This window comes from Rhodococcus sp. F64268, from assembly GCF_023015605.1.
Taxonomy (GTDB): Bacteria; Actinomycetota; Actinomycetes; order Mycobacteriales; family Mycobacteriaceae; genus Rhodococcus.
In genome coordinates, this window is the sequence record NZ_JALKAI010000001.1 from 310,950 (window position 1) to 330,503 (window position 19,554).

Sequence of the window (19,554 nt, forward strand, 5' to 3'; positions counted from 1 at the left end):
GCCGCACCGATCATCGGCGGAGGGGACTTTCATGCGCTTCGGATACTTCGTTCCCCAGGGTTGGCGGCTGGACCTCGTGGGTATCGCGCCCGCCGACCAATGGAGGGTCATGCGCGACCTCGCGCAACGAGCCGACAACGGTCCATGGGAATCGATCTGGGTCTACGACCATTTCCACACGGTGCCTGCGCCGTCGGAGGAGGCGACCCATGAGGCCTGGTCGCTGGTGTCGGCGTTCGCGGCGGTGACCGAACGTGTGCGCATCGGACAGATGTGCACGGCAATGGCCTACCGCAACCCGGCGTACCTGGCGAAAGTCGCGGCCACCGCCGACCTCATCTCGGGCGGTCGCATCGAGATGGGGATCGGCGGCGGGTGGTACGAGCACGAGTGGCGCGCCTACGGCTACGGGTTCCCGTCCGCGGGGGAGCGACTCGGTCGCCTCGACGAAGGGGTACAGATCTTCAAGCAGGCGTGGACCGACGGCGTTGCGACGCTCGACGGGAAGTACTACCAGGTCGATGGAGCGATATGTCGCCCTCTTCCGTTGCAGGACGGTGGCATCCCGCTGTGGATCGCAGGGGGAGGCGAGAAGGTCACGTTGAAGATCGCCGCGAAGTACGCGCAATACACCAACTTCGACGGCACACCCGAAGGATTCACGCACAAGTCGGACATCTTGCGTGAGCACTGCGCAGACGTGGGCACCGACTTCGACGCAATCGTGCGTTCGGCGAATTACAACGTCGCGATCGGACGGACCGAGAGCGAGGTCCAGGACCGGCTCGAACAACTTCGGAGCCGACTCGAGCCGATCGTCGGTGTGGACAAGGCCGATGGCGCACTCAACGCATTCCGGGGGATGCCCGCGGTGGGCACTCCCGAGCAGATCGTCGAGAACCTCACAGCGCTGAAGAAGAAGGGTCTCGAGTACGCGATCTTCTACGTCCCCGAGGCCGCATACGACACGTCGGGCCTCGAACTGCTCGAGAAGGAAGTGCTTCCGCACCTGGCGTGATGTCGTTTTCGCGGTATCCGGATCAGATCGGCCAGGTGCCGGCGACCCATACGTCGCGTGGAACACCGCGCTGCACCGTGCCGTGCCGGGCGACTCCTTCGTATTGGAACCCCACCCGCCGCGCGACCGCTGCCGACGGCCGGTTACCGACGAAGGCGCGCCATTCGATCCGCGAGACGCCCATTCCGTCGGTGGCGAAGGCGAAGTCGCACGCGAGCTGCACTGCAGCGGTGGCCAATCCGTGTCGCCGTGTACTGGGGGCGATCCAGTAACCGATTTCCGGCGCCCCCGAACCGCGCTCCAGAAACCCGACCATGCCGCACAACCGACCGTGCAGGCTCGTGCGAATCGCCCAGTCGGGGAAGCCGGCTGCCCATTTCGCGGGCACGATGTCACCGACGAACCGCACCGAATCGGCGCGCGTGTACGGGCTCGGCACGTTCGTCCACGCGGCGATCGCAGAATCCTGGCAGGCTTCCGCGATGGCGTCGATATCTGCCGGACCAGGCGCCGACAGCGTCACGCCGCCATCGGCGAGAACTCGGGTTTCCATATCGGCTCCGGATTACTGTCAGCGCAGCTCCGGCGGGAGGTCCTTGCTCTGAAGCTCCATGCGCCGCTCGTCTGTGGCGTTGACCTCGTCGGCGAGTTTCAGTTTGTTCGCGAGCAAGCGCCATTCGGCGTTGTCGATCGCGCCCGCCGCTGCCGCGAGAACCTTGGGGTCGCGGGTGCCCCATGCGATAGGCATCGGGCTGGCCATCTGCCACACCTGCGATTTGTTGTTCGTCGACCGGTCGGACAGCACGGCGACCGAGGGCACCTGCTCGCCCACACGGACACGGTGCCCGGGAATTGCCTGCACGTCGCGGGTCACCAGCGCGTAGTGGCGAGTGCCTGCTTCCGGCTTGGCAATGTCGATCAGGGCCAGCAACGTCATTCCACGCGCACGTGTCGCGGCCACGACGGCCGGGACCAGCGGGTTGTCATGGTAGAGCTGCTCGATGGTGCCGATCTTGCGGGGTGCCCACAACGCCACCCACAGCGACGTGAGCGCCGCGACCACCAATACTGCGCCCACCACGTACGACCAGGACTCACCGAGATAGAGGAGCCACGCAGCTCCCGCGGCGCACAACAGCGCGACGATGATGCCGGAACGCCGCAGGCTGCGGACCTCGGCGAGCGTCTGGTTCACGCTCTTGGCATGGGGCAGGTCTACGGGGAACTCGAATCGGCGCACCCACCCAGCTTATGGGACGCGGGTGGACCCGAACTCGAGCACGATGCGCACAACGGGACTATCACACTCGAGCGTGACTCAACCCACTCTTGCTCGGGTTGATGTCACAACCGGATGGATCCTCGGTTCCCGAGGCCCGCACCCGCCCCGATCGCGCAGGCCCTGAAAGATTCGCCGCGCAGTCCGCTGACTCAGCCGATCTGCGGCCCCAACAGGTCGTCAGCGTCGGTGATCCGATATGCGTAGCCCTGCTCGGCAAGAAAACGCTGTCGGTGAGCGGCGTACTCGGCATCGAGAGTGTCTCGGGAAACCACCGAGTAGAAGTGCGCCTGCCCTCCGTCCTGCTTCGGGCGCAGCAACCGTCCGAGCCGCTGGGCCTCTTCCTGCCGCGACCCGAACGTGCCCGACACCTGCACCGCGACCGACGCCTCCGGCAGGTCGATCGAGAAGTTCGCGACCTTCGACACGACGAGGACGTCGAGTTCGCCGTTGCGGAAGCGATCGAACAGCGCCTCACGTTCCTTGCTGCGCGTCGAACCCTTGATCACCGGGGCGTCGAGGGCTTCGCCGAGTTCGTCGAGCTGGTCGATGTAGGCGCCGATGACGAGCGCGGGGGAGTTGGGGTGACGGGCGAGGATCGACTTGACCACTGCGTTCTTGGTGCGCGCGGTCGAGCACAGCTTGTAGCGTTCCTCCGGCTCGGCCACCGCGTACGCCATCCGCTCTGCGTCGGTGAGCGTCACGCGCACCTCCACGCAGTCGGCCGGGGCGATCCACCCTTGTGCCTCGATGTCCTTCCACGGCGCGTCGTACCGTTTGGGCCCGATCAGTGAGAACACGTCGCCTTCGCGTCCGTCCTCTCGCACCAGCGTGGCCGTGAGACCGAGACGACGTCGGGACTGCAGGTCGGCGGTCATCCGGAACACCGGTGCCGGAAGAAGATGCACCTCGTCGTAGATCATGAGCCCCCAGTCGCGGGAGTCGAACAACTCGAGGTTGCGGTACTCGCCCTTCGTCTTGCGGGTGATCACCTGGTAGGTAGCGATGGTGACCGGGCGGATCTCCTTCTTCTCGCCCGAATACTCGCCGATCTCTTCCTCGGTGAGCGAGGTGCGGGCGATCAGCTCGCGCTTCCACTGCCGTCCGGCGACGGTGTTCGTCACCAGGATCAATGTGGTGGCACCGGCCTTCGCCATCGCAGCCGCGCCCACCATCGTCTTGCCTGCCCCGCAGGGCAGTACCACGACTCCCGAACCGCCGTCCCAGAACGAGGTCGCGGCCATCTCCTGGTAGTCGCGCAGATGCCACGGATGTGTCTCGAAGTCGAGGTCGATGCTGTGGGCTTCACCGTCGACGTATCCAGCGAGATCTTCGGCAGGCCAGCCGACCTTGAGCAACATCTGCTTGAGGCGGCCACGTTCGCTCGGGTGCACGATCACGGTGTCGTCGTCGATGCGTGCGCCGAGCATGGGAGCGATCTTCTTGTTGCGCATGACCTCGGCGAGCACCGCATTGTCGAAGCTGACGAGTGTCAGTCCGTGGGCGGGATTCTTCACCAGTTGAAGGCGGCCGTATCGGCCCATCGTGTCGACGATGTCGACGAGCAGCGGCTGAGGCACGGCGAAGCGGGAATAGGTGACCAGCGCGTCGACGACCTGCTCGGCATCGTGGCCGGCTGCACGTGCGTTCCACAGGGCCAGCGGGGTGACCCGGTAGGTGTGGACGTGCTCGGGTGCGCGCTCGAGTTCAGCGAAGGGAGCGAGGGCCTGCCGGGCCGCGTTCGCCTGCTCGTGGTCGACCTCGAGCAGCACGGTCTTGTCGGACTGGACGATGAGCGGTCCGTCGGCCACGAAGCCTCCTGGTGAGAGAATGTAGAACTCTTTCATTGTCCAGATGCGGAGGGCGGCGCGCCACCTGCGCGCCGCCCATGCGTCCGGACATCACCAGAGGAACATGATCAGTTCGTCAGCGATCGGCGCACCTCCATCACGCACACGAGCGCCTCCGAAATTCCGGAACGATATCCGGCATCCTTTTCGGAGGAAATCATCACGGAATCCAATTCTCCTTCGAGCCTCTCCTGAATTCTGTCCAGGGCGTGGAGCGTCCGTTTCATTTCGATACCGTCTTCTTATCTCATACCGGTGTTCTGATCACTCCGGCTCGTTCGTCGAGTACGAACACTCGTGCACGGGCCAAAGCGGCCCGATGACCGTTGCTGTGCGCCTCGGTTCCTGCGGATCGTGACGGCAGGTCACGGATCTTTTCGTACAGTGCTTCCAGCACTGCTGTTTCGGTGTTCATGGCGTGCGGTTCTCAATTCCGCTTCCGCTTACGGATGAATTCCCCGTCAGCTGCTGCCTTCTCGCGCTTTTCTGCCCGACGCTCCTTCATGGACTGCGCGGGTTTCTTGAGTGCTTTTCCCTTGTCGGCCATTGTCGCTCCTCATTTCGAGTGGCAATTACTCAACGAGCCACACCATACGTCAAATTCTGGAAAAAGCCAGTTTGCGAAAAACGATTCGATTTCCACGCGTGCATATCCACATCGGGGCGATCTCTCTTGCGGTCGGTGTGACCGTTGCCCGATGTGGCCGGGCGGCTGGGGGAAACGGGAGGTTCAGTCGACCAGCGCTACCGACGAGACGCGATGGAGTACGAAACTGCGCACCGAGCCGGTCGCGGGGTCGAACGCTTCGAGTTGCCCGCCTGCGACGCTGACCGGATCGACGATGCGACGGGTCGCGGTGCCCTGAGCATCGACGTACCCGAGGGTGACACTGCGTTTCGCGTGCACAGCCAGCTGCAACAACGCCATCGTGGCCGCACCTCCGGTGCGGCTTCCGTCTCCGCGCACCGGTTTGCTTGCCGGCGCGGAGGCGGCACGATCGCCCGCACGCAGGGTGCGTACCAGTGTCTCCAGCTGTTCGTCGTTGGGCGGCAGGGGGCCGGCGTATCGGGGACGCGACCGCGGCACGACCAGCCGTGCGCCGCGCGGGCGCAGATCCAGCACCGCACCCGACGCATCCTCGCCCGCCGGTGCGAAGCCGGCCGCTCGCAGCGAGGTGAGTACCTCGGCGAGGGGTGCCTGCGAGATCGCAACGGTCGGGGCGACCGCGCGCAACGCCAACGTCGCCGCGACCGGTGCCGCGAGCACTTCTGCGAGAAGTGCCGGATCGTCGGCGCGCACGAACGACGACGCGATGCCGGCACGCAGACGACCGTGGCGCCGTGCCACGTCGTCGATCAGGTAGGTCAGGGACTGGGGGACGGGTGTGCGCGAATGGGCCGAGAACAGGGCGTGCAGATCACCGGCACCCAGGCCCGCGTCGAGCGCGCGGCGCACACTGCCCTCACTGATCCGGTAGACGGTGGCGGCACCGGCCGATTCGACGTCGGCGACGAGTGCGACCCGCCCGGCCAGTTCTGCGACGAGCGGACCCGGAGCGACGACGGTGAGGTCGGCCTGGACGAGGACGTAGTCGACAGGATCGGGGAGTGCGTTCGCCATCTCCGCCTCGGCGTCGCCGCCGTGGAGCAGCGCCTTGCCCGGTGAGCCGAGGCTGCCGTGAGCGACCAGTGCGAGTGCGGTGGCCTCGCGAATCGTCTCGGACACCGTCTCGTGGCCGAAGTGACCTGCCGACCGCGGCCGCCGCCATGCGGCAATGGCCTGCACCTCGGCGGTGGTCGGCGCGACGTGGTCGGCAAGGACTTCGAGGAGCAGTCTGCGGTCGTAGGCCGCGGTCGGGGAGTTCACCTCCGCGGACAGGGCTGCGATCGGCTTGTCGTTCTGATCCCGGCGCCCGATCAACCAGGGCCGTCGTGGTGCGTCGAGCCACGCGCCGGCGAGCACCGCCCAACGATGCGCGGTGTTCGCGGTGAGCCATCCGTCCGCCGAGGTGGTGGGAGCCCAGTAGTCGTCGATGTCGCCCGATGGGGCGGGGTCGGGATTTCCGCGTGCGATGAGTCCCGCAGCCGCGAGTACCTCGACGAGCAATGCGGTGTGGTCGTCGGTGAGGTCCAGTGCCTTCGCCAGTCGGTGGAGTTCGCGAACCCCGAGGCCACCGGAACGCAGAGCGGGAGCGGGTTGTCGGCCCAGTGCGGTGACCAGGTCCTCGCAGTGACGCAGCAGCTCGAGGGCGGCCCCTGCTGCGGTGCTGTTCGTGTCGGTGGCAGCCTTGGTGCCTGCCTCGACGCTCGGAGCGAGCAGCGATGCCGGATCGAACGGTGCTTCGCCCCGTAGCGCTTGCCCGACCTTGTGAGGAAGTTCGACCGTCTCGTCGTCGATGCGGGTGAGCAACCCGGATGCCAGCAGCCTCTGGACGGGCCGCGTCTCGTCGGAGCCAGGAGCGGCGTCGCGGGTACGCCCGATGGGTGACGTGCGTGCCAGGGTGTCGAGGATTCCGCGCTGCGCGGGGTCGAGTTCGGCGAGGACGACGTCGAGTTCCTCGCGGGTGAACGCGTCCGTCTCGGGGGTGCGCCCGACCCGCCACGGCACCGCTTCCACGGCAGCCGCAACCAGACGCAGACCCTCGGGTGTGTCCCACACCAGCAGGACGGAACGCAGCCGGTCGAGAATCCGATCGACGGCCTTGGCGGTGATCCGTCCCCGCAGATCATCGACGAGAGTTTTCCGGGCCACCGCCTCATCTACGGCCCCGAGACGGGCAAGTGCCTCGATGATTCCGAACTCGGCGGTCGTGAAGTCGTTCGCTGCGCGGAACACCGACGCGCGCTGACGTGCGCGGTTCGCAAGCACGCCCATGGACGCGGGTGGGGGCACCACCAGGTCCGGTCGCGAGCGCAGAAGCTCGACGAGTTCCGTGTCGCGGCGATCGGACAGCCACCGGGCAAGAGAGTCCGATCCGGTGTCGGGGGCGGGCGTGGTGGGTGTCATCCGCTCCAGATTAGGCACCTGGGATGGCCTGAGACGAACTCACCTGCCAAAATGAGCGTCATGGCTGACAAATCGAAGAACCTCTACGTCGATCGCGGATGGCCGGAGTTGGCAGACGGTGACCACGCGGTCACCGAACTGTCGTCGACGCGTTCGGGTCCGCTCTCCCCGTACGGCGAGGACGCCGTGTTCCCGGTCCCGGCGGACGAGCTTCCGTACACGCACCCGCGTACCGTCATCAACCGCTGAGTTCCTCGATATCGAGACTTCCTCGACTGCCGGACTCCCGACAACAAGAACCCCGCACCGATCCGGTGCGGGGTTCTTCAGTTTGTGTCGCTGTGTGCTGCCTACTGGGGCAGAACTGCGCGGACTGCGTCGAGGACGGCCGGGTCGAGCGCGATACCGGCGGCCTGCAGGGCGTCGACACCCTGCTCGAAGCCGTCGATGATGCCCTGGGCCTCGGCGGGCAGCTCCGGAACCTCGGCGAGCTGCGGAACCGCACGGTTCTCGGTGACCGGCGCGGGGGTGGACTGAGCGGGGGCGCTGGGGGCCTCACGCTGAGTCGGAGCGCTGGACAGTCCGAGGCTCGAGGAGCAGGACGGCCATGCGCCCCAGCCCTGGCCCGCGAGGACACGCTCGGCGACGACGATCTGCTGGTCGCGGCTGGCCTGGTTTGCGGTGGGCGCGTATTCCTGGCCGCCGTAGGCGTTCCAGGTGCTCGGCGAGAACTGAAGGCCGCCGTGGTAGCCGTTGCCGGTGGCGATGGCCCAGTTGCCGCCGGACTCGCACTGTGCGAGGCGGTCCCAATCGGAATCGGGTGCTGCCGCGGCGGTGCCGCTGAAGGCGACACCCGTGACGCCGAGGACGGCGCCGGTCAGCGCGAACTTCGCGACGGTCCGGCCGGTGTTGGTGGGCTTGCGATGGCGTCCGCTCATGTCGGTTCCGTTTCCTCTCCGTACGCGCCTACGAGGTCAGCTGTCGGGTTCGGACTGAAGAGGTAGTCCGGCCGTTGCGCTCGTCGAGCGTTCCGGCTTCACCCCAAGGCCTGTCGCGTGAGCGGCGGGCCGGGCCTCCGGGGAAGCGTCCGGCGGGGGCCGGGTGCTTCCGAGGGAGACCGGTTGGGTCCCCCGTTTCCTGTCCCTTTGTGGATCGTTCGTCGGGATAACCGGACTTCCGCGGGACAGGAATTTGGCGCGGCGGGCCCGGGTTGGTCGGACCAGGCGGTTCGACCGAAGACGACGGTAACGGTTCGGGTGGGCGAGTGTCACCAATTGATAACGCGCGACCGGTCGCGCAGTCGAGGCTGTGCTGGGGCGATGCTCGAGAGAACTCGCTGGTAGTCGCGCGAGTAGACCGTCTCTGCCGTTTCGAGCCCGCCTTGTTATCAGCTCGTTATGTGATTAAGGTCACAGGTATGTCGGGCGTGAGTCGACGGAAACGATGTCTTTTCCGAGCGGCATCAGGGAGATCGGGATCATCTTGAGGTTCGCAATCGCGAGCGGAATGCCGATGATCGTGATGGCCATCGCGATCGCCGTCGCGATGTGCCCGAGCGCCAGCCAGATGCCTGCCACCACGATCCAGATCACATTCCCGATCAGGGAACCTGCCCCCGCGGTCGGCTTGTCGACTGTCGTCTTACCGAACGGCCACAGTGCGTACACGCCGATGCGGAAGGCGGCGATACCGAACGGGATGGTGATGATGAGGATGCAGCAGATGATCCCCGCGAGGAAGTACCCGAGCGCCAGCCACAGGCCGCCGAAGATCAGCCAGATGATGTTGAGAACGACCCTCATGAACCGTTACCGCCCTTCGAGCGCCGACCTGACTGCAGCGCGAACGCGATTGCCAACGCGAAGCCCAGCGGCCACGCGAGAGTGAGTAGGAACAGGACGAGACCCGGCTTGCCGTCGGTGACGATCGGTGTCAGGAAGATTGCGACCACTGCCACGATGCCCACCAGGAAGCACGCGATGGCGGCGTTGAGCAGGCCCCGACGGGGTGCACGAGCTGAATCGGAAGAAGAGTTACCCACGTGTCCACGGTAGTCGCCGGCAGTCGGGGGCGGAATGTGCGCCGGGGTACACTGAATGCGTCTGCGCGTCCCGCTCGATGAGTTTGGGGCGCGTTGTTTTGCATGTCCATATCGTGCCCACGGGCACGGCCGTCCAGGAGCAGGTGAGCGCGGTGCCGACCGGCAAGGTGAAATGGTACGACGTCGAGAAGGGCTTCGGCTTCCTGTCTCAGGATGAAGGCGAGGACGTCTATGTTCGCGCGTCGGCGCTCCCCGAGGGTGTCGAGAGCCTCAAAGCGGGCCAGCGCGTCGAATTCGGAATGGCGGTCGGTCGTCGCGGACCGCAGGCGCTCAAGGTCGAATTGCTCGAGAAGCCGTCGCTGCGGCAACAGGCCGGACGGCGCGAGGCACCGGCGCGTGAGCGACGCTCGCCCGACGAACTGCACGGCATGGTCGAGGACATGATCAAGCTTCTCGAAGTCGCGGTCCAGCCCGACCTCCAGCGTGGACGCTACCCGGACCGCAAGGCGGGACAGCGGATCTCCGAGGTCATGCGCGCCATCGCGCGCGAACTCGATCACTGAGCGGACCGCGAGGTCAGAAACGTCGAATGCCGTATCCGATCGAATCGGATACGGCATTCGGTCATCATCGGACCGAGGAGTGACCTCGACCGGGCCGCGTCAGAACGTCTGGACAGCCCACACGGCGTGAGCGATCGGCTCGCCGGCTTCGTCGACCACAGCGGAGGGCAACTGGACTTCCACGCCGAGCAACTGCAGATTCGGATCGCTCGGCACGGTGATCGCGCGCTGCTGTCCCGGCTCGACCATGATGCCGTCGAGGAACGTCTCACCCGTCTGGAGATCGCCGTACACGGCGATCAGACGCCACGGTGCACCCGAGATCTCCGACGGCAGCGACAACTGAAGCGGGAATCCGGCGCGAACGGGGAGTTGCGTGATCGGATTCTCGACGCAGTCCTCGAGATTGATGTTGCAGTGCTGTGTCGGAGGGACCGTGACCGAGTTTCCGTCTCCGAAGGCTGTGATCTCGGGCAGTCGCGGCTCGGCCGAGTCGACGAGTCTCCACACCACCGCGCCGATACCCACGGCGACCACCACCAGGACTACCGCGATCAGCGCGATCGCCTTCTTCGTCCGGGCTTGCAGATTCATCGGCTCCCATTTCGTGTCGGCTGCTCATCCGTGCGCACGCGACGCTCGTCGGCAGGTTCGGTGGAGGCGTGCTCGGGCCTCCTGCCGCCCAGGCCGGGCAGCAACGTCTTTCCACGGTAGGTGAGCAGGGTCTGCGCGAAACCGAGAACCAGCACCACCGTCACGACCGAGAACCCGATCCACAGCTCGGTCGGAAGCAGAACCCCCATGGCGCCCCCCAGCACCCAGCTCAGCTGCAGGACGGTCTCGGACCGGCCGAATCCGGAGGCAATGGACTCCTCGGGCAGATCCTGTTGCAGCGAGGCGTCGAGCGAGACCTTCGCGAGGGCGCTGGCGCAGGCGGCGACCAACGCGGCCAGGGCGGCGGCGAGCACGTTGTCCGTTGCAGCCACGATCGCCGCCACGACGACTGCTGCGGCCGCGCAACGCACAACGATCAGCGCGGGACGCCCCAACGCCATCCGTGCGCCGGTCGCATTCCCAGCGAAATTCCCGATCGCGGCGGCAGCGCCGACGAGGCCGAGCATCGCAGCCTGCATGAGCGGTGATTGTTCGGTGGCGCTCTTCGCCACGAAGGCGATGAACAGGGTGAGGAACCCGGTGAGCACACGGATGGTGCCGTTGCCCCACAACCCGGTGACAACCGTGCGGCCGAGGGGCTGCCTGTTCTTGCCGCCGGGGGAGAGCACCTCGGTCTTGGTGTCGAGCACCTCGGTGCGGGCATCGGACCCGCGGTACGACAATGTCGCGGGTACCTCACCCTCGGTGACCTCGACCCAGGCCGGTATCCGCATGCTCAGGTACGCGCCGAGAACGGTGATCGCGGCACACAGCCACAGTGCGCCCGCCGAATCGAACGCCCACGCTGCTGCACCGGCAATCGCTCCGGCGCCGAGGGTGCCTCCGACCAAGCCGAACACGGTGAGTCGGGAATTGACACGCACCAGGTCTATCTCGGGTGGCAACACGCGCGGGGTGACCGCGGATTTGAGCACCGCGAACGATTTGCTGAGCACCATCATTGCCAGCGCGGCGGGATACAGTGCCCAACTGTCGAAGTTGAAGATCAAGATGACGGCGAGGACGGTCCGCAACCCGAACGACGTCGCCAGCGCCACGCGACGACCGTGCTGAAGCCGATCCAGGAGCGGACCGATCAACGGGGCGATGACGGCGAACGGCGCGATGGTGATGAGCAGATACAACGCGACCTTCGTCTTGTCCTCACCGGTCGCCGCCGAGAAGAACAGCGTGTTCGCCAGCGCCACCGCCATCGCGGCGTCGGCCGCGAAGTTCGCCATGGTCGCGTACATCAGTGCCGTCAGGCCCGACTTGTCGGCGCCGTCGGCGGTTGCGGCCCGACGGAACGTGGCGATTCCCTTGTTGGTGAGCTCGCGGCTTCGGAACGCAGCAACGCGCGTCACGGTGAGTTTGCGGGGCATTCTCGGAGCGCGGGGCCCACTGGTGTCGCCCGCGCGGTCGTCCTTCGCGTCCGCGGAATCCTTCGACTGTCCGGCGCCTCTCCCCACCGCGCGCTTGTCGGTGTCCTCGGGGCGCGAGCGATACGACTCGTCTATCGGATGCAATGGCGGCAACGGTGTGCGGCGCGCAGAGGTGCGGCGCGGCGGCGGATAGTTGCTGTACCCCGGATGCCGAGAGCCCGGGGCACGATCGTCCGCCTTGTCGGCAGGTCGCTCTTCCCGTTCGGTCACTCTTCGATTCTTCACCACCGCGCACGTGTTGTGCAGTCGGGCCGGTTGTCGCGTCGCGCGCAATGCCCGGGCGTGCAGGCCGCGCGTGCCGCACTCACGGGACGAACCGGACTTCGAACAGCGTCGGCCACAACTTGCCTGTCACCAGGAATCGGTCCGTACCGGGGATGTGGGCGATGCCGTTCAAGACATCCACCTCGTCTCGATCGGCTTCGTCGAGTCGGTTGCGCAGGGCAGATGCGTCGATCGCGGCCTCGACCCGCCCGGACTCGGGATCGATCCGCACGATCTCCTCGGTCTTCCACACGTTCGCGTAGACGGCGCCGTCGTCGGTGCATTCGAGTTCGTTCAGGTTCGACACCGCACGGCCGTCGCGATGTACCGTCACCCGTCCCAGTTCGGCAAACGTGTCGCGGTCCCGGAACGTGAGGTCTGCGGAGCCGTCGCTCATCACGAGCCGGACGGGTTGGTCGCACAGACCCCAGCCCTCACCGTCGTAGTCGATCCGTCGCTGCTCCGTCAAAGTGTCGCGGTCGCGGACGAACGCCACACCGTCCTTCCACGTGAGCTGCCACACCGCCGTGTCGGTGACGGTGATGCCTTCCCCGAACATGTCGTCGGGAAGCGGCACCCGGATGCGTTCGGTGGGGGAGTCGAGTGGGCGGGCCGACAGCCATGACGACCCCTCACGCCCGGTGCCCTCGAACAATTCACCGTCGTCCACTTCGAGGCCCTGGGTGAATGCCGCCGGATCGTGTGGATGCTCCGCAACGACCTCGACGCGTAGTCGATCCACGGGTGGCCCGGTTTCGCCGACGACGGTGTCGCTGCATCCCGCGGTCAGGAGGACGAGTGCGAGCACGAAGGGAGCCGGTCGACGTGTCATGGGGTTCATTTTCCCGGTGTTCCCTCCTGCTTCTTCTCAGCAGTCTCATGTCTTCTCGTGGCCGGGCACCATGCCGGGGCAACAGTCCGGCACAATGGTGCCCGTGAGCGTTGCATCTTCTGCCGTTGCCCCCGGAACGGTTCCTTCGGTGGATCCGGCCGTCCGATCGGTGCTCGCGGAGGCCGTCGAGGTCGCTCGGGCTGCCCTGAGCGAGGTCGGAGAGGGCGCGGTCGGCACCTATCTGGGCGTCACCGCCGAGGACGAATGCGCAGCGACCCACCGCTTCGCAGCCGATCTGGTCGGGTATCACGGCTGGCAGTGGGCCGTTGTGGTGGCCGCGGCACCCGAATCCGATCACGTCACCGTCAGTGAACTCGTATTGCTTCCGGGCCCCGAATCGCTGGTTGCGCCCGCATGGGTGCCGTGGAACGAACGCATCCGCCCCGGCGACCTGGGGCCCGGCGACCTGCTGGCCCCTGCGCCGGACGACGAGCGGCTCGTTCCCGGCTACACCGCCTCAGGTGATCCCGACGTCGACGAGACCGCCGGTGAAATCGGGCTCGGCCGCAAACAGGTGATGAGTCGCGAAGGCCGGCTCGCCGCAGCAGAGCGCTGGTTCGACGGTGAATACGGCCCCCGCTCGGAGATGGCGAAGGCCGCACCGTCGACGTGCATGCTGTGTGGGTTCTACCTGCCGCTCGCAGGGTCGCTGCGGGCAGCGTTCGGTGTGTGCGGAAACGAACTCGCCGCCGACGGTCATGTGGTGCACGCCGAATACGGTTGCGGCGCCCACTCCGATACCACCCTGCCCACCGGCGCGGGTTCACCGAAGTTCGACGCGTACGACGACGGAGCGGTGGAGGTCGTCGAACTTCCCGGTGCCGCTGCAGAGCCCACCGACCACCCAGCCGTCACCGAGAACGCACAGTCGGAACAGACCGACTGACGTGCACGCCTCCGACACCGCGGATCCGTTCGGCACCGCGGCGCTGCGCGATGGTCTCGTCACCGCGTGGCAGTCATCGCCGACACGCTTGCGGGAGGACATCGCCACCGAAGCGGATCTCGTCCGCGCCGGATACCGCGACCGGGTTCTGACCGAGCTGGCCCAGAACGCTGCCGACGCTGCAAGTCGTGCCGGTGTCCCGGGCACGCTGCGGGTGTGGCGCGTCGGAACCTGCCTGCATGTCGCCAACACCGGAGCGCCCCTCGACGAGGCCGGTGTCCAGGCACTGACCGCGTTGCGTGCGTCGAGCAAGACCGCTGGTATCGGACGGTTCGGCGTCGGATTCACCGCCGTTCTCGCGATTTCCGACGAGGTGGAGGTGCGGTCGCGCACCGGGGCCATCAGGTTCTCCGCTGCACAGACCCGTGACCTGCTGACCGAACACGGATTGGCCGTGTCCGGCCGCACTGTGCCGACTCTGCGTCTGGTGTGGCCCAGCACGACGGCACCGGTTGAGGGGAGCGACACCGAAGTGGTGCTCGACGTCCGTTCCGGAATCGATGTCGAAACGCTGCTCGGCGACTTCCGCCGCGAGGCGGTCGATCTGTTGCTCGAACTGCCCTCACTGCAGACGATCGTCATCGACGACGCCGAGTTCGTCCGCACCGAACGTGTTCTCGAGTCCGGTCTGCGGGAACTGCGCATCGGCGATCACTGCTGGTGGGAGCATCGTGGCGCTTCGACCCGATGGCTCGTGCCCGTCGTCGACGGTGTGGTCCGGCCGGTCGGCGACGACGTGCTCCGCGCACCCACCCGGTCGGACGAGGAACTGTCGTTGCCCGCCCTTGTCGTCGCCGACATTGCGATGCAGCCCGACCGGCGGCGGGTTCTGCCGGGCGCGCCCGTGGAACAGCTTGCGTCGGGCTACGCAGACTTCGTCGCGGCACTACCCGGTGATCAGCGACTCGCAGTGGTGCCCACACCGGGTTTCGCGCGCAGCGAGGTCGACGGACGCATCCGTGAGGCACTGTTCGACGAGCTGCGTCGCACCCGGTGGTTGCCCGCCGCAGGCGGGGGCGACGATCTCGCGCCCGACCGCGCGACAGCGCTGACCGGACTCGACGACGCTCTTGCCGAGGCACTCGACGAGGTCGTCCCGGGACTGATCTCTCCGGCGTTGTGCTCACCTCGACACGCGGCGGCGCTTGCTGCGCTCGACGTGCACCGCATCGGTCTCGCGCGAGTCGCCGATCTACTTGCCGGGCACTCGCGGGAGCCGGCCTGGTGGAACAGGTTGTACGAGGCGCTGGCGCCCCTGGTCGTCGACGCCGTCGCGGCCGAGGAGCTCGCGGCCCTTCCAGTGCCGCTGTCCGATGGGCGGACCGTGACCGGGCCGCGGACCGTCGTGCTGCACGACCTCGGCTCCGTCGCATTTCCGTGGGTGAGGCTTGTGCACCCCGATGCGGCGCACCCGCTGCTGACCCGGCTCGGCGCGGGTGTCGCGACAGCAGAAGATCTGCTCGGTGATCCGGCGCTCGCCGCAGCCATCGACGAGGTGTACGACGATCCCGACGACCGAGCGGCCGAGGACCTCGCCGCCGTCGTGTTGACACTCGTCGCGAAGGTCCCCGCAGGGGCCGTGCCCCGCGAACTCGGGAGGCTGTTGTTGCCCGGCGCGGATGGTGAACTCGCACCCGCTGACGAACTGCTTCTTCCGGATGCACCTCTCGCGGAAGTTCTCGTCGAGGATTCGCCGTTCGGCACGATCGACGCCGATTACGTCGAGAAATACGGCGCCGCTGCGCTGCGGGCGATCGGCGTCGGATGGGGATTCACCGTGTTGCGCGCCGACCTGCCGACCGGACCCGACCACGACCTGCCCGACGAGGACGTCTGGTGGCAGACGATCGATACCGATCCCGACACGCTGGTAGCGGTGCGCGATCTCGACCTCGTCGACGAGACCCGCTGGGAGCGGGCGCTCTCGCTGCTCGCTGCCGAGCCCGACACCGCGGCGACACTCACCGACCGTGACGGCTACACGGCTTGGTGGCTGCGCACCTACGCCGTCCTGGGCGATCAGCCGCTCGGCCACCTACGGTACGTGGACGACGCGGTCTTCGACGGTCTGCTCGATCCGTGTACGCATCCCGATGCGGGAGCCTTCCGTACCTGCCTGGCCGGAACCCGGGTCGACGATCCTCACCTCGCCGAGATACTCCTCGATCGGCTCGCCGATCCGGGGCGGCGTCCGGACCCCGCCGCTGTCGTGGCTGCGCACACCGCGCTCGCGCAGTCCTACGCCGCGGGCACCGTCGATCTCGACGGCGTGATCCTGCCGGCCGGAGTTCGTAGCCTCGCGGGCTCTGTCGTCGATGCCGCAGATGCTCTCGTGGCCGACCGGCCGTGGTTCGCTTCGGCGATTCCGGCCGATCGGCTGATCGTCGTCGACCACGCTGCCGCGGCCCCGCTCGCCGAGTTTCTCGACATCGCGGCAGCGTCGGCCGTGATGTCCGGCGAACCGACGGGGCCGGGAGAGGCCACGACGTGGCGGCGTGAACCGGATGCGGTGCTCGCCGCGGTGGCGTCGGGCCTTCCGATACCGACGACGCCACTGGTGATACACGAACAGCTCACGGTGCGCTGTACCGGCGCGATCACCGGCGAGCGCGCGGTGCCGTGGTGGGTCGACGTCTCCGGCACCGTCCACTGCACGCGTCTCGGCCTGCCGGCGGCCCTCGCCGGGTTGTCCCGTAAGTCGTGAGCATCGACAGCACGTGAACATCGACGAGGCGACACTCGATTGGGTTGTCGGCATTCGCAGCCCGGAGCTCACAACGGCGCTCACTCTGGTCACCCACGCCGGCGGCGGGATCGCGAACCTGGTGATCGCCACGACTGCGGTGCTGCTGCTCTTACGGACCTCGAGGCCGGCAGACGCGTTACTGGTCGGGGGAGCGGTGGCCACGGCATGGCCTGTTATGACGGCGATCAAGAATCTGGTGGTCCGGGCGCGTCCGGACGAACCCGAACGGCTGCTGCACCTTGCCACGTGGTCGTTTCCATCGGGACACGCGATGATGAGCGCGGTGCTTGCGACGACCCTCGCGGTCGTCGCGATGCGCGTGTGGCCCCGTGGCGATGGCCGGAGAACGGTCGCGATCGTCGGTCTCGGTACCTACACGGTGCTGGTGGGGCTGAGCCGTGTGTACCTCGCGGTGCACTGGTTGACCGACGTCCTCGCCGGGTGGATTCTCGGCTTCGGCTGGGCGTTACTGTGGGTGTGGTTGCTCACGTGGGTGCAGGGCAACCGGCTACGCGGCTAGCTCGTGACGCCGAGGCCTCGGTGGTCTCACTCGAGACCCACCTGCGCACCCCGCCGACCGCGACGCGACGCCGAGCGTTGAACGAGGAACAGTCCAGTTCCCAAGAGCCCCACGATGATTCCGGCGATGCAGACTGGAAGTGCAGCCGACCAGCGCTCGCCGATGATCAGGACCGCGAGCGTGACGACCACCCAGAGCCCCGTTCCGATCGCGAGTGCGGGCCGGGGGTCGGCGATGGCACGGATCCGTCCGGCGATGATTTCTGAATCTCTCACGAATTGCAGATTAGATCCTCATCGCTGCAATAATCTTCACCCGTTGCGACGCACCGTACTCGACGAGCGGAAAAAGTGGACATGGCCGTAGGCACCGATTCCAAGAGATCATCATTCCTGGACACGTACTTCAAGATCACCGAACGAGGTTCGACGGTCTCGCGGGAGGTACGTGGTGGACTCGTCACGTTCTTCGCGATGTCGTACATCGTGGTGCTCAACCCCTTGATTCTCGGCAGCTTCTCCGCTGACGACGCGACCGCGAAGGTCGACGTCCTCGGCAACATCCTGCCGGTCAACCAGGTTGCCGCGGTCACCGCTCTCGTCGCCGGTCTGATGAGCATCGTCTTCGGTGTTGTCGCCAACTATCCGTTCGCGATCGCCGCAGGCCTGGGTATCAACAGCCTGCTCGCCGTGACGATCGCCCCTCAGGTGACATGGCCCGAAGCGATGGGTCTGGTCGTCATCGACGGCATCATCATCGTGGCGCTCGCCCTCACCGGTTTCCGCACAGCGGTGTTCAACGCGATCCCGAAGGAACTCAAGGCGGCGATCGCCGCAGGTATCGGCGCCTTCATCGCCTTCATCGGGATGGTCGACGCCGGTTTCGTGAGGCGCATCCCCGACGCGGCAGGGACCACGGTCCCCGTCGGACTGGGAATCGACGGTTCCATCGCGTCGTGGCCGACCTTCGTTTTCATCGTGGGTGTGCTGCTCATGGGTGTCCTCGTGGTGCGGAAGGTGCGGGGCGGCCTGCTCATCGGCATCGTCGCCACCACGATCCTCGCAATGATCGTCGAGGCCATCGCGGAGGTCGGACCGTCGCAGGGCACCAACCCGAAGGGCTGGAACCTCGGCCTTCCCGCAGCGCCCGATTCCTTCATCGGCCTCCCCGACCTGTCCTTGGTCGGTGACGTCAATCTGTTCGGCGCGTTCACCCGTATCGGCGTGATCGCCGCGTCGTTGCTGGTGTTCACCCTCGTGCTCGCCAACTTCTTCGACGCGATGGGCACCATGACGGGCCTGGGTAAGGAAGGCAACCTCACCGACAAGGACGGCAATCTGCCGGGCATCGGCAAAGCCCTCGTCGTCGAAGGCGCCGGAGCCATCGTCGGTGGCGGAGCCTCCGCATCGTCGAACACCGTGTTCGTCGAGTCCGCGTCGGGCATTGCCGAAGGGGCCCGTACCGGCCTCGCCAACGTCGTAACCGGCCTGATGTTCCTGCTCGCGATGTTCCTGACACCCCTCTACGAGGTTGTGCCGATCGAGGCCGCTGCGCCCGCACTCGTCGTCGTCGGTGCGCTCATGATCGGCCAGGTCCGCGAAATCGACTTCACGAAGTTTGCTGTCGCGCTCCCCGCCTTCCTGACGATCATGGCGATGCCGTTCACCTACTCGATCGCCAACGGCATCGGCGTCGGCTTCATCACCTGGGTCGTCCTCCATGCGGTGAGCGGCAAGGCACGCACTATTCATCCGTTGCTGTGGATCGTGGCGATACTGTTCGGGCTGTACTTCGCCGTGGACCCGCTCACGGAATTGCTCACCTGACACAGCGGCGGGTCGAAGGCCCGATCTGTCCCGTATTGTGCTCGCCATGATCTCGGACACACGGGCACTCGCAGGCGACCTCGCGCTTGCTGTGGTGCGTTTGACGCGGCATCTGCGGGGACAGCGTAGCCATTCCCGAGTCACTCTGACGCAATTGTCGGCCATGCAGACGTTGCGGACGGAAGGTGCGATGACGCCTGGAGTGCTCGCGTCCCGCGAACGGGTTCAGCCGCCGTCGATGACCCGTGTGATCGCCTCGCTGAACGAACTCGGCCTCGTAGATCGCACTCCGCATCCCACCGACGGCAGGCAGATCATCGTCAAGTTGTCTTCTACGGGAGACAGCTTGCTCGCCGATGAGCACCAGGCGCGTGAAGTGTGGCTGACCGAACGTCTCACGAAGCTCGACGACGACGCCATCGCGACCTTGCGCGAGGCGGTCGTCATTCTGACCGAGTTGGTGGCCGAGGACGGCTAGTGTTCTGAGCCCCCGCCGCGACGTCGAG

General features: G+C 66.6%; 19 protein-coding genes and 1 riboswitch. Of the genes, 8 read left to right on the forward strand and 11 right to left on the reverse strand.

From position 1 onward, the window contains the following. Window positions 1–31 precede the first annotated feature (31 nt). Window positions 32–1,018 carry an LLM class F420-dependent oxidoreductase gene (locus MWU77_RS01420; RefSeq protein ID WP_247272768.1) on the forward strand — a complete coding sequence of 329 codons (987 nt, stop codon included), beginning with the start codon at window positions 32–34 and terminating at the stop codon, window positions 1,016–1,018. A 22-nt stretch (window positions 1,019–1,040) separates the two neighbouring features. Here MWU77_RS01420 and MWU77_RS01425 read toward each other — a convergent pair whose 3' ends face one another. The 4 genes from MWU77_RS01425 to MWU77_RS01440 all read right to left on the reverse strand — a co-directional run bounded on the left by MWU77_RS01425 (window position 1,041) and on the right by MWU77_RS01440 (window position 7,154). Next, on the reverse strand, window positions 1,041–1,571 hold the full coding sequence (locus MWU77_RS01425) for a GNAT family N-acetyltransferase (RefSeq protein WP_247272769.1): 531 nt from the start codon (window positions 1,569–1,571) through the stop codon (window positions 1,041–1,043). A gap of 18 nt (window positions 1,572–1,589) precedes the next feature. Continuing rightward, window positions 1,590–2,258: a DUF3239 domain-containing protein gene (locus MWU77_RS01430; protein ID WP_169688377.1), complete on the reverse strand. Its 669-nt coding sequence runs from the start codon at window positions 2,256–2,258 to the stop codon at window positions 1,590–1,592. Window positions 2,259–2,449: 191 nt separating this feature from the next. Further along, on the reverse strand, window positions 2,450–4,108 hold the full coding sequence (locus MWU77_RS01435) for a DNA repair helicase XPB (protein WP_169688378.1): 1,659 nt from the start codon (window positions 4,106–4,108) through the stop codon (window positions 2,450–2,452). A 769-nt stretch (window positions 4,109–4,877) separates the two neighbouring features. Next, on the reverse strand, window positions 4,878–7,154 hold the full coding sequence (locus tag MWU77_RS01440) for a helicase-associated domain-containing protein (RefSeq protein WP_247272770.1): 2,277 nt from the start codon (window positions 7,152–7,154) through the stop codon (window positions 4,878–4,880). 60 nt (window positions 7,155–7,214) lie between these two features. Here MWU77_RS01440 and MWU77_RS01445 point away from each other — a divergent pair, with 60 nt between their 5' ends. Further along, complete coding sequence (locus MWU77_RS01445; protein ID WP_132472358.1) at window positions 7,215–7,403, forward strand: hypothetical protein; 189 nt, start codon at window positions 7,215–7,217, stop codon at window positions 7,401–7,403. Window positions 7,404–7,504: 101 nt separating this feature from the next. On the opposite strand, the gene MWU77_RS01450 is transcribed toward MWU77_RS01445, so the two are convergent. The 3 genes from MWU77_RS01450 to MWU77_RS01460 all read right to left on the reverse strand — a co-directional run bounded on the left by MWU77_RS01450 (window position 7,505) and on the right by MWU77_RS01460 (window position 9,195). Next, window positions 7,505–8,092: a transglycosylase family protein gene (locus tag MWU77_RS01450; RefSeq protein WP_169688381.1), complete on the reverse strand. Its 588-nt coding sequence runs from the start codon at window positions 8,090–8,092 to the stop codon at window positions 7,505–7,507. Window positions 8,093–8,101: 9 nt separating this feature from the next. Continuing rightward, window positions 8,102–8,345, reverse strand: a riboswitch (cyclic di-AMP (ydaO/yuaA leader). Between the two features lie 218 nt (window positions 8,346–8,563). Continuing rightward, window positions 8,564–8,956 (reverse strand): YccF domain-containing protein, encoded by a 393-nt coding sequence (locus MWU77_RS01455; protein WP_169688382.1) that lies wholly within the window; start codon window positions 8,954–8,956, stop codon window positions 8,564–8,566. Next, a complete protein-coding gene (locus MWU77_RS01460; protein WP_169688383.1) occupies window positions 8,953–9,195 on the reverse strand; it encodes a hypothetical protein in 243 nt (80 codons plus the stop codon). Before MWU77_RS01460 ends, MWU77_RS01455 begins: the two co-directional genes overlap by 4 nt. Window positions 9,196–9,347: 152 nt before the next feature. Between MWU77_RS01460 and MWU77_RS24590 the strand changes: the two genes are divergently transcribed. Continuing rightward, a complete protein-coding gene (locus MWU77_RS24590) occupies window positions 9,348–9,758 on the forward strand; it encodes a cold-shock protein (protein WP_308198756.1) in 411 nt (136 codons plus the stop codon). A gap of 99 nt (window positions 9,759–9,857) precedes the next feature. Here MWU77_RS24590 and MWU77_RS01470 read toward each other — a convergent pair whose 3' ends face one another. The 3 genes from MWU77_RS01470 to MWU77_RS01480 all read right to left on the reverse strand — a co-directional run bounded on the left by MWU77_RS01470 (window position 9,858) and on the right by MWU77_RS01480 (window position 12,950). Continuing rightward, a complete protein-coding gene (locus MWU77_RS01470) occupies window positions 9,858–10,352 on the reverse strand; it encodes a DUF2771 domain-containing protein (protein ID WP_240959138.1) in 495 nt (164 codons plus the stop codon). Then, window positions 10,349–12,064 (reverse strand): MFS transporter, encoded by a 1,716-nt coding sequence (locus MWU77_RS01475; protein ID WP_169688384.1) that lies wholly within the window; start codon window positions 12,062–12,064, stop codon window positions 10,349–10,351. Before MWU77_RS01475 ends, MWU77_RS01470 begins: the two co-directional genes overlap by 4 nt. Before the next feature lie 94 nt (window positions 12,065–12,158). Further along, window positions 12,159–12,950: a glutaminyl-peptide cyclotransferase gene (locus MWU77_RS01480; protein ID WP_169688385.1), complete on the reverse strand. Its 792-nt coding sequence runs from the start codon at window positions 12,948–12,950 to the stop codon at window positions 12,159–12,161. 94 nt (window positions 12,951–13,044) lie between these two features. Between MWU77_RS01480 and MWU77_RS01485 the strand changes: the two genes are divergently transcribed. From MWU77_RS01485 to MWU77_RS01495, 3 genes are read left to right on the forward strand one after another with little or no spacing between them, the layout of a single operon-like run. Continuing rightward, a complete protein-coding gene (locus MWU77_RS01485; protein ID WP_169688386.1) occupies window positions 13,045–13,896 on the forward strand; it encodes a DUF3027 domain-containing protein in 852 nt (283 codons plus the stop codon). A gap of 1 nt (window position 13,897) precedes the next feature. Next, on the forward strand, window positions 13,898–16,660 hold the full coding sequence (locus MWU77_RS01490; RefSeq protein ID WP_169688387.1) for an ATP-binding protein: 2,763 nt from the start codon (window positions 13,898–13,900) through the stop codon (window positions 16,658–16,660). A 13-nt stretch (window positions 16,661–16,673) separates the two neighbouring features. Beyond that, window positions 16,674–17,222 carry a phosphatase PAP2 family protein gene (locus MWU77_RS01495; protein WP_169688388.1) on the forward strand — a complete coding sequence of 183 codons (549 nt, stop codon included), beginning with the start codon at window positions 16,674–16,676 and terminating at the stop codon, window positions 17,220–17,222. 26 nt (window positions 17,223–17,248) lie between these two features. On the opposite strand, the gene MWU77_RS01500 is transcribed toward MWU77_RS01495, so the two are convergent. Further along, window positions 17,249–17,497 (reverse strand): DUF2530 domain-containing protein, encoded by a 249-nt coding sequence (locus MWU77_RS01500; protein ID WP_169688389.1) that lies wholly within the window; start codon window positions 17,495–17,497, stop codon window positions 17,249–17,251. Between the two features lie 81 nt (window positions 17,498–17,578). Between MWU77_RS01500 and MWU77_RS01505 the strand changes: the two genes are divergently transcribed. Together MWU77_RS01505 and MWU77_RS01510 are read left to right on the forward strand one after the other, a co-directional pair. Then, entirely contained in the window at window positions 17,579–19,048 is a 1,470-nt protein-coding gene (locus tag MWU77_RS01505) for an NCS2 family permease (protein ID WP_169688390.1), read from the forward strand. Window positions 19,049–19,094: 46 nt separating this feature from the next. Further along, complete coding sequence (locus tag MWU77_RS01510; protein ID WP_169688391.1) at window positions 19,095–19,526, forward strand: MarR family winged helix-turn-helix transcriptional regulator; 432 nt, start codon at window positions 19,095–19,097, stop codon at window positions 19,524–19,526. Window positions 19,527–19,554: the final 28 nt, after the last annotated feature.